The organism is Pseudomonas sp. PDM25 (genome assembly GCF_019219045.1).
Taxonomy (GTDB): domain Bacteria; phylum Pseudomonadota; class Gammaproteobacteria; order Pseudomonadales; family Pseudomonadaceae; genus Aquipseudomonas.
Genome location: NZ_JAHUWL010000024.1, coordinates 45,722 through 58,343, shown reverse-complemented (window position 1 = coordinate 58,343; position 12,622 = coordinate 45,722). Strand labels below are relative to the sequence as shown.

13 protein-coding genes are annotated in these 12,622 nt (G+C 52.5%); 4 read left to right on the top strand and 9 right to left on the bottom strand.

Annotated elements, in window-relative coordinates:
- The 4 genes from KW848_RS29835 to KW848_RS29820 all read right to left on the bottom strand — a co-directional run.
- A partial coding sequence (locus KW848_RS29835) for an integrase arm-type DNA-binding domain-containing protein (protein WP_218538980.1) occupies window positions 1-433 on the bottom strand: 433 nt, incomplete at its 3' end.
- A gap of 201 nt (window positions 434-634) precedes the next feature.
- Complete coding sequence (locus KW848_RS29830; protein ID WP_218538979.1) at window positions 635-1,732, bottom strand: DUF1173 family protein; 1,098 nt, start codon at window positions 1,730-1,732, stop codon at window positions 635-637.
- A gap of 128 nt (window positions 1,733-1,860) precedes the next feature.
- A complete protein-coding gene (locus tag KW848_RS29825) occupies window positions 1,861-2,103 on the bottom strand; it encodes a hypothetical protein (RefSeq protein ID WP_218538978.1) in 243 nt (80 codons plus the stop codon).
- Window positions 2,104-2,417: 314 nt separating this feature from the next.
- Window positions 2,418-3,083: a hypothetical protein gene (locus KW848_RS29820; RefSeq protein ID WP_218538977.1), complete on the bottom strand. Its 666-nt coding sequence runs from the start codon at window positions 3,081-3,083 to the stop codon at window positions 2,418-2,420.
- A 375-nt stretch (window positions 3,084-3,458) separates the two neighbouring features.
- On the opposite strand from KW848_RS29820, the gene KW848_RS29815 reads away from it, so the two are divergent.
- The 4 genes from KW848_RS29815 to KW848_RS29800 all read left to right on the top strand — a co-directional run bounded on the left by KW848_RS29815 (window position 3,459) and on the right by KW848_RS29800 (window position 8,484).
- A complete protein-coding gene (locus KW848_RS29815) occupies window positions 3,459-4,475 on the top strand; it encodes a hypothetical protein (protein WP_218538976.1) in 1,017 nt (338 codons plus the stop codon).
- A gap of 261 nt (window positions 4,476-4,736) precedes the next feature.
- Window positions 4,737-5,441, top strand: coding sequence for a hypothetical protein (locus tag KW848_RS29810; protein WP_218538975.1), 705 nt, complete (start codon window positions 4,737-4,739; stop codon window positions 5,439-5,441).
- A 716-nt stretch (window positions 5,442-6,157) separates the two neighbouring features.
- The gene (locus KW848_RS29805; RefSeq protein WP_218538974.1) at window positions 6,158-7,651 is read left to right on the top strand and encodes a hypothetical protein; all 1,494 of its coding nucleotides are present in this window, start codon (window positions 6,158-6,160) and stop codon (window positions 7,649-7,651) included.
- Window positions 7,648-8,484: a C1 family peptidase gene (locus KW848_RS29800; RefSeq protein ID WP_218538973.1), complete on the top strand. Its 837-nt coding sequence runs from the start codon at window positions 7,648-7,650 to the stop codon at window positions 8,482-8,484. The genes KW848_RS29805 and KW848_RS29800 overlap by 4 nt, the downstream gene beginning before the upstream one ends.
- A 38-nt stretch (window positions 8,485-8,522) precedes the next feature.
- Here the strand turns inward: KW848_RS29800 and KW848_RS29795 are convergent, their stop codons facing one another.
- From KW848_RS29795 to KW848_RS29775, 5 genes are all read right to left on the bottom strand, one after another.
- Window positions 8,523-8,963 (bottom strand): hypothetical protein, encoded by a 441-nt coding sequence (locus tag KW848_RS29795; protein WP_218538972.1) that lies wholly within the window; start codon window positions 8,961-8,963, stop codon window positions 8,523-8,525.
- A 13-nt stretch (window positions 8,964-8,976) separates the two neighbouring features.
- On the bottom strand, window positions 8,977-10,677 hold the full coding sequence (locus KW848_RS29790; RefSeq protein ID WP_218538971.1) for a DNA cytosine methyltransferase: 1,701 nt from the start codon (window positions 10,675-10,677) through the stop codon (window positions 8,977-8,979).
- 202 nt (window positions 10,678-10,879) lie between these two features.
- Window positions 10,880-11,836: a signal peptide peptidase SppA gene (gene sppA, locus KW848_RS29785; protein WP_218538970.1), complete on the bottom strand. Its 957-nt coding sequence runs from the start codon at window positions 11,834-11,836 to the stop codon at window positions 10,880-10,882.
- A gap of 169 nt (window positions 11,837-12,005) precedes the next feature.
- A complete protein-coding gene (locus KW848_RS29780) occupies window positions 12,006-12,284 on the bottom strand; it encodes a hypothetical protein (protein ID WP_218538969.1) in 279 nt (92 codons plus the stop codon).
- A gap of 82 nt (window positions 12,285-12,366) precedes the next feature.
- Window positions 12,367-12,585 carry a hypothetical protein gene (locus tag KW848_RS29775; RefSeq protein ID WP_218538968.1) on the bottom strand — a complete coding sequence of 73 codons (219 nt, stop codon included), beginning with the start codon at window positions 12,583-12,585 and terminating at the stop codon, window positions 12,367-12,369.
- Window positions 12,586-12,622: the final 37 nt, after the last annotated feature.

Here is a 12,622-nt window from a genome sequence, read left to right as displayed (position 1 = left end):
CGGCAGACAGCTTGCCTATGTGATCAAACGCATACAGCTCCAGCTTTCGCAGCCAGCCGTTACGCCATTTTTCCGACCACGTCGCGCCGTGAGCATCACGGTATTCCGTTGCGAGTGTTTCAAACTTTAGTTGTTTGGCTTCACTTGCACGCTGGGCTTCCCGTTGAGCGGCACGCTCTATGTCACGAGCGGCTAATGGGTCTATGCCGTCACTCAATTGGGTGCGTTTAGTGCTGGCATCTTGTCTGGCCTTCTTGAGACTGACTTCTGGGAATGAGCCCAAGCCCATCTCTCTACGACGTCCTGCCAGTTGGAAGCGAAGCAGCCAGGATTTACGCCCGGTAGGTTTGACGACCAAGCGAAGGCCGTCACCATCTTCATAGGTGCCGGCTTCTGTCAGATTTTCGACTTGTTTCGGATTCAGCTTACCCATTGGATTTCCCCTGTCGTCCTTTTTGTCCCCCCACCTGTCCCCCCACTTCATCGTCGGATGAGGTCAAATGGCGTTGAGCGCCATCGGACAGGGGAATAGCTAAAGCCCCGTAATATCTAGGCTATCAGGCGTTATCTTGGATGGGATAGGATTATTTCGGACAATTAAAAAGCCGGCTTAGGACCGGGTTTTTTATTTGCGCTAGCTGGATATTTTCACCGGCTGGTACCTGTCTCCGTCAGCGATAAGGAAATCCGGTATTTCTAGGTCGAGAGGAGCGTCGTACCGTAATGGTTTTATAAAACTCACGCGCTCAGCTCTGAGAGCTGACTCCCTTGCCAGATCGGAACGTGAGGTGATCGGTATCCAGGCTTCGCTTACAGCCATCAATGCTAGATCTCGAACCTGCGCGATATTGAAAGTCCCGTTGTTTTTCGTTGCAAGGCGCGCAAGCGCAATCACGGTGTGTCCTTCTTTCCAAAGCTTGATTTCGTTTGGATACTCTTTAACGAAGTGCTCCCAGTGGTGCGTACCAATAAAAATCGCTGAGAAACCGAAGTTTCCAACTACTGGAAGTTTTGAGACTTTAGATTCGTATTTGTTAGGGGTGTATGGCCTTAGTGGCGCAAGCAGTAAAGTCTTGCTGTTGATTGCAAGTGACGAGTTGATTACGTCGTTGTTGAGTTGTTCTTGCTGGCTGCCTATTGGAGCGTGTAAAAGTAAATTCCTATCAAGTGGGGTGTCTTGGCTGAAAATCCGACCCGTAACCTGCCTAATCGCTAAATTTACCATGCCAAGACGACGTTGGCATTTAACATGGTCGAACCATAAATTGAGCCGTGACTCTGACCATAAAAGGTGGAGGACACCCTTTAAACCGAAAGTCCTTAATTTTGTTTGTTCGGCATCATCAATCAACTGATGAGTCGTATCAGTAGATTGTTTAAGTTTTTTTCTGAGATTGATGCAAATAGTTCCCTCAAGCGTTTCTTTCATTGCGCTTGAGTTATAGCTAATAAGGCCGTTGAGATTTTGATGCGGAGAATGAAAGACGCAACTTGGGGCATGTTGATTGCCAGTGCCTGGAGCACGAATGTACGCATAGCCGGAGCGATCTGACCGTTGCTTGATCATTATGCTCGGCGCCTGGTGGTGGTCTCCAAGGCATAGGCAAAGCGCTTCAACAATCCCCTCGGCAACGCTCAGCGCTTCCAAGTGAGGTGCGAACGCTTCTTGCCATTGATCTTCTGGGGAGTATATCTGCCCGTGAATCAACAGAGGGTGGCGCTTATTCTGCATCGCTTACTCCTTCAACATCTCGCACAGCCCAATCACAAACCATCAAAACACTGTCGTCTAACGCTCAAGAATCTTTATTCAGGTAATGAAAAAAGCAGCCGAAGCTGCTTTCATCACATTGAAGAATTTTAAGGTTTCTGAACATCAATGCTGGCCGATTGTTGTTCGACTGGCTTAACCGCGTCTCCTGACCGCTCAGGGTTTGGTACGAGCTTCCCTTCTTTCCAAATATAATGGGCGACAGGTTCCTTGGTTGGGTGCCCTGCGTCATTTTTTGGGTTACCGCTGCCATTGCCTCCAGTTCCTGCGGAAGCACCGCATGCTGCAACACTAAGGAAAAGTGCCAAGGCGATCGTTACTTTGTTTTTCATCCATGTAGCTCCTTTATGGTCGTTCTTAGCTTCGCAGCTTGTTAGGCGCTGCTTTTGAAACTAATTTAAATCCAGTCTTGCTATATGCAACCCCGCTCAAGCCGGGTTTTTTTAAATAAATGCCCTAATTTTATGGTTGGTTAGATAAAACCATTTTTGTTATCGGCCTCCATCCAAAAATCTTTAGGTGACCCGCTGATGTCCGATCCGGACAATTAAAGGTAGCTCTAGCAGCAGTAGATGACTGGGTCGGACCATTGAAAATCCCAGAGGCGGGCTGTGATTTTAAGGTCATTGCAGCTTCGGGTGGAGTTCTATTGGTCTGGCACAGTCGCTTGGGATTTGATGTCTCGAATTGCATCACCGAGTTGCTGGCTGCTCCCTTCGGTGTAGTCCGGCCAGGGGACAAATGGTTGTGAGGAATGACGGTTAACAATCATGATCGTTGGGCACCGATATTCTATTGCTCCGCTATCGCTGTTTCGTACCAGGACGATCGAGGCGTTGCAGTTTTTCATGTCTGAAATCGGAGAAATCTCCTTGATGAGCTCAAGGTTTGCCCAACCATCTGAGCTACTGCGATAGAACGATAAATGTTCAGCCGCCGATATCATGCAAACGCCGCCAGCAGTCATCAGCAAAATGATGTGCCCGGCATTCCAGAAGCCTGCACTCTGAACTTTGTAGGCAAAATAGAGTTTCCACACCCCCCAGCCGACTGCCGCGGCGCCGCCCATTGCCAAAAGCTGCACAGATAGCCGTCCGTAACTTGCATCCAAAGTCATCGTTTGGTCGGAGAGGATTGTCAGTGCTATCGGTGCGCTCGTTGCGAAAAGCATCAGGCCTAGGATAAGCGTCGTTAGGGGGGATGGACGAGAGGTCTCATTACTTTGGACGTGCTCAATCAACCTGTTCATATGGCTGAACAGTCCGATAAGGCAGGACAAGGTAATTACCAAGCAGGAAAGCATGTAGAGCATGGGAAGGGGCGCTCTGTGGCGAAAAAATGAGGAACTGATTCTCTCAAAAAGCGCGCCATGCAAATAGTTGGTCCGTACCTGCAAAAGGGGCGATCTCCTCACTCAAAAGAATCTTTTATTCAGCTCCAAGGGGGGGCATACCTCTTAGTCAGCTCTTGAAACGAAGCACCTTCGGCGACCTGCCAGTAATTGTCTTGTGATGCGTCTGATGCCTTCAGTCCACAAGTATCAACAGCGCTGTCTGCACTGAAACTGTGTGGATTGAGCCCAAACTGCGGCTCAATGCAGGGTTGCATTATCAAGAGCTTCCTTACTATGGATCACATGAGAGGCGATGACGCCCACATCCAAAATCTTAGGAATGAGAGACCAGCCATGACTCAGACTCAAATGCCCCAGCAATCTTTCGAGCTCACCCAGGCCGATATCCCTCCTAGCGAACTGCGTGTCGACTTCCTCTTCGGCTCTATCAAGGGCGCGATGGAGAAGGGCATGGGCGCCAAGTCGCGTGATTTGTGGATGCCGGCGGTATCTGAGCTCAGCAAGCTTCGTGTAATGGAGGGACTCAACGTTCGAGTCAGAGATGCTGGTCTCGACCAGCACATTCGGGAGCTCGCCGACAACATGAAGCAAATCGGCTTCAAGTCGAGTAAGCCGATTGAGGTCTTCATCGTTGAGGAAGAGGGAGGCTCCGTTGCTTACGTCAGCGATGGTCACTGCCGTATCGAGGCTCTTAAGCTCGCATTGAGCGAAGGGGCGCCGATTACGAACTTTCCTGTTGTAACCCTTCCCACAAAGGGGATCGGCCTCGAGGACATTGTTGCTGGTCTGGTGGCCAACAACGAAGGTCGTCGCCTTAGCACCTTCGAAACTGCCTTGGTTGCAAAGCGTCTGCTCAGTTATGGGTGGTCGCCAGAGCGAATCGGTGAGCGGCTTCATTTTGGTCCTGTCTACGTCGAGCAACTACTCGAAGTGGTTGCCGCGCCTCTTTCCATTATTGAAATGCTTCAGAAGGGCGAAGTCTCTGTTGGCTTGGCGCTAGAAGTAATGCGCAAACATCGCGGTGATGCTGTGAAGATTTTGCAGGAAGGCTTGGCGACCTCAGTCAAGAAGGGCAAGAAAAAGGTGACCAAGGCCGACATACCAGGTGGTCGACTGGACAAGGTCGTCAAGAGCCAATCAAAACCCTTATACGAGGCTGCAAAGAATATTTCGAAGGATCCGGCGTTCGAGCAATTGAGTGAGGAAAATCGGGCGCTACTGCAGGGCCTGCTCGACGAGATCGAGAAAAAAGAAAAAGCAGCTGAGGAGAAGGCTAAGAAAGCGGAAGAGAAGGCCGCTCAAAATGCTCGTGAAAATGCGGCAGGGAACGAAGAGGCTCAGGTCGCATGAGCATCAATGGAAAGATTGCCGACTCTTTGATTCGATCCACTGCCGCTGCTGGCAGTCTTGTAGGTCAGATTCTCAGTATGAGACTGCCTGGAAAGCGTGGCGGCAAATCAAAAACGAAGGGCGCTCGTAAAGCTGCACGTCGCGCCCGACGGACAACCCGAAGCGGTTAAATATCCGTACCGAAACGCGGGGCAAACTCAACATTACTTTGAAGCTCATGGGTAGAAAATGAATGCTCCTTTCCACCACTAGGAACTGCGAATGAGCGCTACTGTCCAGTCGCCCACTAATGTGACTTCAAAACCACCACAGGCCGAATCGAAGGCCGGTATGGCTATTGCCGGTCTGCTAATGCTGGTTATTCTCTATCTCATCATTTGCGTCATTTCCGCGATCAGTCTCGCAGTGCAAGTACCTGTATCCGATGCTGAGATGCTGGATGTTTCTTTTCTGTCGCAGCGCCTCGGCTTGCAGTATCACGGGACGCTGTTCGGTGGTCTCCTTCTCGCGTTCGCGCTCTTGCAGGTGGTTAATCGAAACATCGTTTTGGGCGGTCTATGCGTTTTTTTTGCATGCTGCGCTGTGTTGGCGACATCTGAAGTCGCTGCCTTTCGACAAGGCCTTCTGACAGGCGATGCACGACTTGGCTGCTACGTATACCAGTCACTGGAGTGCCGCAAGATGCTGGACGTTCCGGTGGGGAGTTCGAAGTCCATCTATAGCAAAACGGGCAAGGGTTGGGACGAAGGCGATATTTATGCCTCCTGGTATGCGCCGGAACGAGCTCGCTTTAAGGCCGCTGTAGCTTCTCCGTTTCCAAGCACTCTGCCGGGGGTGGCTTTACTGATGAGCCCTATCACGCTGTTTCAGATTCATGAAGTGAAAGCACGATTGGATGCACAGCGCAAAGAGCTTGCTAGTTTTCGGGACTCGGTTCAGTTGACCGGCTCAGCGCACTTAAAATAGGAGCGGGCACATAGCTGTGGCTGGTCACCAGGCTTCATGATGGCCAGCCATCAATGCCGATGGTGTGTTCATTCAGACATTGTCACCTATGGTGTGGCGTGCCCCGCATGCCACCAGAGAATATGTGTTTAAGCCCCTCCTTACGTAGCTCGAATAGCTCGAAGTATTCCTTGTCCTTCACTCTACGTTTCAGTTCTGCCCCAATGAGGGGGCAGCTTTACTGACAGAACCCCCCCCTACCGAACATTCCCATACCCATTTGACGAGAACAGAAATGTTGGCTTTGCTTGTGATGGCCGTGCGCCATATTTTCGGAGTACAGGAAGCCCGGTTCTTTTGTGCGCTGGATTGTCTAAAGCAGCTTCCTCTCGGCGTAAAGCGGTTCTGTTTCAGATCTCCTTTGAGTACGTACAACTTTTTGTTTTGCGGAATTACTCGTACTTTGCGACGCGAGCAACGCGAGTCCAAACCTTTCTCTGATTAGCACCTGAAGGGTGAGCTGCAATGGGACTCGCTCGCGAAAATTATCCAGGTCCACACGACGCAGCTTAAACCGTCGTCATTAGGGAGAGCAGGATATGGCGAATCAAGTTCAGGCGTTTCTTGGCACAGCGTGTGCTGCTTTACTCTGCGCCGGGTGCGCGGGAATCACGGTCTCCAAAGCGCCTCCCCTCGATTCCAACAATCAGATGCAGGGTACCCCCTGGAATCTGGTAATGACGCGCTTTACCGTTACGATTACCCGGCACATAACCAAATGCGGTCCCGAAATCGAAAGCAAGGTTGAGACGCTAGCGTCTGCCACTAATGCGCCGGATGAAGACCAGCGCTACCTGCTAACTTCGAATGGTTGGTTCTCGACCAGCGACATCAAATCCACTGTCTCTACACAGGGCTTTAATACCGCACTGAACGCAGAGACGGCTGGCGCTGCACCAGCGATCATCGGGAATGTAATTGGAACTGCAGCGCAGGTGGCCATTGGATTCGCCGCGGCGGGCGCAAGTGGCGGCAAATCACCAGTTAGGGCGCAGATTTGCACCACTAAGCTTCGGACGGCCGTTGATACGCTCTATCCGGCCGGACAACCCACACTCAAGAGGGTGGTAGACGAAGCTACCGCGGCTTTGGCGCAAAAGACCGCCGATGTCGCTCTCCTGACCGCTCAAGTGGGTACGGATAAGAACGACAAGAACCTTAAGGCCAAGCTTATCCAGGCGCTTTCTGATCAACAAATGGCGAAACAGGACCTGTCGCAGAAACAAGATACTTTCGATGGCGCCTTGAAGGTCTCTACGAACATTCAAACAGTAACCTGGCCGCATAGGTCCACCGAATTCCGTTCTGACAAATTTAGCATCGATCAGGGCGTACTTGATTCTTGGATCATTTCGGGCGTCGATGGAGAGAATGCCGCACTGCGGTTAAACGTATACCTTGCTCTGTACACCCAACCTGAAGTTGATGGTTGGATCATACCGTCTGCAGTACCTGCTGCCGATCTGGAGCTAGGCCTGCCGATCCGGTTGTCCCGTGCCGCCAAGCTTGTGACTTGCACAGGAGCGCCATGCCCTGAAAGGTTCATTGCGGGTCAGGTATTGGCTAAGAACCAAACCGCAACTGATTTTGCAGTTCTTCAAGTTGGACCTATGTATGCGCTTCCGATCGCTGGTGGTCTGTTCCGATCCGAAAGCGCCAGTGTCACCCTCGATCCCAATGGCGTCCCGACCGTGCTTCAAACCACCCAGAAAGTGGCTGCCGCATCGGCTCTTACTGGGGCGACAAAGGAGGCGGCAACGCAACTGGCAGCGCTTCCTGCATCTCTGCGAGTCGCAGAGCTTGCAAAGACAAAAGCGGACATCGATCAGTTAAATGCTGAGATTGCGCTGAAGACGGCGCAACAGACCTCAGGATTGCAGGGAGAGACCGGTACCCTTACGGCCCGAACGGGTCTGATCAATGCGCAGATCGCAAATTCGGCTGCGCAGCAGAACGCCTCTATCCAGGGTCTTCAGCAGCAAGCGGGCAGTACCACGGCCCAGGCATCTGTACTGCAGGCGCAAGCTGTACTCGCGATTGCCCAAGCCAACTCACAGGTTGTGGATCAGACTAGTACACTCGGGGCGCAGACCTCGTTGATCAACGCACAGACGGCACTGCTAAACGCTACAGTCGCTCAGGTGAAAGCTCAGACGGCCGCGCTTCCATGAGGACACTCACCTACCCCAGCCAGAAGCAGGAAGAAGAGCTCCGAGAGCAAGCACCGCTGCTTCGTTCGGCATATGCGTCATTCCCCAGGCCGCCGTCAGAGCCATACAGGCCTTCGAAGTGGCATTACTTTAGGAGAATCTTTGATCTCTTCGACCTTGAGAGGCTTCCATTAGAGTTCGATTGGCGCGATCACGTGGAGGTACCTCCTGCCAAGTATCAAGGAACATGCAACTGCTGCACGAGCTTCGCCGCGGCCGCGGCGATAGAAATCGCGACAGTACTCGCTATTGGAGGAAAAGCACCGAATGTCTCTGCGCAACATATGCACACCTGCGTGGTTAATCGCGACACAGATAATGGCGACGAGATCTGCGATAACGGAATCGAACCTCGGCGGTTGCTGAAGCTCCTGCAGGAGTTTGGCTATGCGATCTCACTATCTGATGCAGCGCCGTTCCCACCTCAGTCCTGTTCGACGATCGACATTCACTCGACCCTACGTGATTTCGCGTTGATAACGACATCAGACGCCCGATCCACGATTACGAAAGGTCCGATCGTAACGGACATGTACGTGTGGGATGACTTCTTCGACTTCACCACTAATCGAGGGTCGACGTACTCCCCGGACATGTCGCTTGGTGAACCGAAGCTACATTCGGTATGCGTGGTTGGATACACACCCAACGGGTGGACGATTAAGAACAGCCTAGGAACCGGCTGGGGAGATGGCTCAGGCTTCGCCACGATTAAAAAGGGTGCCTGCGGCCTACTAACAGACACCCCGCCTCACGGGTGGGCACAGCGACCGGCTTATGCAGTGCAGGTCTGATTTACCGATGGTGAACTTGAAGCAGTAAATGCAAGTTTCTAATTATTTAGGAGGGCACAGACACTTTCGTAAACCCTGTCGGAATCCAGGTCGTGGCCCATTTCGTATGACGCTGGACCAACTAAAGGCTCATCGATTTCCCACTGGTCGAACCAAGCGTCTGGGGCATCAACAAAGACAGCTGGCCGGCCGGTGAACTGATCACCGGTCACGTCGATCGCGATGTTTCCACATCGTAGCCAGCCGTGACTTCCGTTTCCTTCACAATGATTTGCGCTTACGTAAAGTACTCGGTCATCAAACCTGTCATTGAGGATTTGTCCAAGCATCCATGAAATTTGACCGCAGCAGCCTCTTGGAAAGCGATCAAGATTGCTGGGGACTCGAGATAGCTCTCCCAGAATCTTTTCGACGGCCTCTCGAAACCGCACTGAAAGGGCTAGGAGTTCCTCTCTGCTTAGCTCTAGAACCTCGTTCATGTGAATCTCCTGTTTAAGCAGCAAGCATCGCATGCTGACGTGCTTTCCATGGATCGTTACATCTTGCGATCCTTGCCAACTGCAATGGTGACACGCTATTGCCGACCATCTTACACATCTGAGTTTTGTTCAGCTTCCGACCATCATGGCCGCGGTCGATGATGTAGTTTTCAGGGAAGCCCTGCGCGCGGTATAGCTCGCGAGCATCGAGCATTCGTAGGCATACATCTACGATCAGGTACCGGACGCCGTCGACGAAAACCGTAACCAACTCGAGCCTCTCTTCAACGGTAAGAGCTGTTGATTCAGGTCTCCGCGTACCATGCTCAAGCATGAAGTCAGCGACGCGCAGCGCAGTGTTGATCTGATCATTGTTGAACTGTTGGTTTTGGAGGTCGTGGCTGTCCAGCTTTGCCGTTACCAACTGCTGTTGGCTGCCGGAGCCGGTAATGGTGCTGAATGGCGCGACAACGGGGTGAGCAGGCGTGGTGTTTTTGCCGCCATTTGCCTGTACCAGGATAGGGGCCACGACAGAGAAGTGCCCCCCTTTGACCTGGGCACAGATTGTCCGAAGGGGTTCCTCTGCGGACATGCTTCTTTGCTGAGATGCGTTGGCATGCTCTGTGATGAATGGGGCAATAATCGGAGTACCAACCATCAACTCCCCGCGGTTTGCGCCAGTGACAGTCCGCATAGGTTCGTCAATATCGTGAAGTCGCACGCTTCCCTGATGGGTAGCAGGGAGAATGAAAGGCCGTCCATTTACAACGAAGCGTTCGATGCCGGTGGCGATCCGGACATTGGTGGACTTCACCAGAGGGCGCTTACGCCCCCAGATGCTTAGGCCTAGATTGCTCCAATCGATGCATTCTGCGGCGGTGCGATAGGGCAACTGTCCTTTTTTCGGATGCTTTGCGTGAGATGCCTCGGGCCATTCAATTGGATGACCATCACATCGTGCGATTAGGAACATGCGCTCGCGAATGGTAGGGGCCCCATCATCACAGGCACGGGAAACCCGCCAATCAACGTTGTAACCCAGTGCTTTCAGGCTTCGCACAAAGTTATTCCAGGTGCGATTAACTGGGGACCCGTGACGGCGATATTTGCGGCGTTGCTTACGCCGATGTAGGGCGTTACCAGTGGGTTTACCACTATCGGGAATCAGGTACTGCTCTTTCCGAGGAACCACTTCTCCCGGTGCTGCAATTGAACCATCAAGTTTAACAACACGGCCTGTTTCAGCGCAGCGCTTGGCAACTAGATTGGTCCAACCCAAAATCTGTTTCACGTTTTCTGCGCTGACGACCAACGGCCTCACTTTGCCTGCCCACTTCACGACTACCCATGGCAAATCGCGTATCTCCTTGGATCTAGGTTGGCCACCTGCAGCTTGAGAGAAATGAGTACAGTCAGGCGAAGCGTGGAGCCAGCCAACAGTCCTTCCTCCGCAGGCCATTACTGGGTCAACACCCCATACATCGGTTTGGTAGTGAGTTGCGTATGGATGGTTGGCAGTGTGGAGCGAGATGGCCGCCTCGTCATGGTTGACGCAGATATCTACCCGGCGCCCCAACCCCATTTCCAGACCGGTAGAACCGCCGCCTCCACCGCAGAAGAGATCTACGATCAGCCAGTAATCCGACTCATTAAGGCCAAGCTGGTACTGGGTCTTGTAATCAATGGTGGGAAAGGTTTTGTTGAAAGCGCTCATGGTCTCTACCGGTGATCTGATGAGGGAAGGCGAATGGACATACCGCCGATCATCCGGAGATTCACAAAAGCGCAACCCGTCGCTTGTTCATCGGCGAGAGCTTTGGAGGGAAAAGCAGAACTTTTTCAGCAGGGTGACTATGGGGTAGGGGCGTAAACGAAAAAGCCGGCGTAAGCGCCGGCTCTTGTTCGACCAGGAGTATTTACCGAAGGTTGGGACCGCTGAATCCCATGGTCATCGAAACGTGCTCAGCTACTGAAGCGCCGATTTTTTTTGCGAAACGATCGAACGGATTTTCTTTGGCAGTGAAATCGACAACATGGCTTGCTCCAACCACTTCACGAGCAACGTAGTCCACGTCAGCTAAGCGATCGACAAGACCAAGCTGCAGAGCTTGTTCGCCCGACCAGATGAGACCAGAGAAGAGCTCAGGGTGTTCGCTGACTTTGAGCTTCGGTCCGCGGCCGTCCACCACCGCCTTGATGAATTGTGCATGCGTGGTCTTCAGCACGTTCGACCAGAATGCGGCCTCTTCTTGATTTTGAGGTTGGAACGGATCGAGGAAGGCCTTATGTTCGCCAGACGTGTAAGCACGGCGCTCCACCCCCAGTGTACGCATCAGATCAACGTAGCCGAACGAAGCCGCAGTCACACCAATCGAGCCGACCAAACTGGATTTGTTAGCGTAGATCTCATCTGCAGCGCTTGCGATGTAATAGGCGCCAGAGGCCCCCAGATCGCTGATGACAGCGTAGATCTTGGTGTCCTTGTGTAGCTCGCGTTGACGTTTGATTTCGTCGTAAACCTCCCCGGCCTGCACTGGGCTGCCACCTGGCGAGTTGATTCGCAGGACAACCGCCTTCGTGCGTTTATCCTCAAGCGCCTGGCGTAGGCCTTTCTTGATCACCTCGGCGCTTGCTTGCCCTCCTTCAGAAATTTCACCGTAAACGTTAACTGCGGCAGTGATTTCTTTGTCTTTTGAATCATCGCCGCCGAATTGTCCGGTGGCTGAGGAGAACACTGCGATATCCAGGGCAACAGCGATGACGGCAAAAAGTCCGTATTTGATGTAGCGCATACGGCGGGTTGCTCTTCGCTCTTTGATCAGGTCGGCAACCAATTCGCCAAGCACCTGGTGTTCCGTTTCTTTGGTAGACATCGCAGACCTCAATGTTTAGTAGATGGTCCAATGATGCTTTCCAAAAAGAATCCTAGGCACCACATTGGGCCCACTGGAGGGCATAGATTTGCCTGTCGTACTGCACGAAGTTGAGGTGCGCGACCTACAGGAGGGGGAGTGTTCAGCGTATAGGCAATGAGGTAGCAGATTATTCGAACATGCTGATAGTGGGCAGAGTGTGAGCGCGGAACGGTGAGATGAGCGCGGGATGCGTGGTGCTTTCAGATGCATTCCCCTCCCAGAAGACAACGGGCCAGACGATGGGAGCTTTCTTTTTATCCTCGAAGACTGTGAATCCAGTTATAACCCCGAGTTGGGTCTTTGCTCGCCCGCAACGGTCTTGAAGAAAGTGCGCACTGCGCCGAACCAAGGTCCCGGTTCGGGCAGTGCGGAAATCGAGTATTTTCAGTTCGTTCAGGTTTTCCATTGGAAGCTCTTGCGTTTGGTAATCACCGATCACGATACCGGTGATACCAAAAGCGCAAGGGGCTGTCGGCCCCCGAGCACTGTTACCATTCGAGCTCAGATGCTGGCACGTGCTGCGGTGCATCCAGGCGGCGGTAAACCCTTTCGACGTGGCCTTCGAACGAAAAGGTCAGCTTTGCGGGCACGACTTGAAGTTCACGATATGCCCTGGCCATACCTTTCGCCTGCTGCAGCTTGGCATGCCTCTCATCTTGAATTTCTGAACTGGCGATCTCCTGGACAATTTTGCCTAGTAATGTCACTGAGCGCTCCCTCATCGTTTGTTCGTTTGTTCGTTTG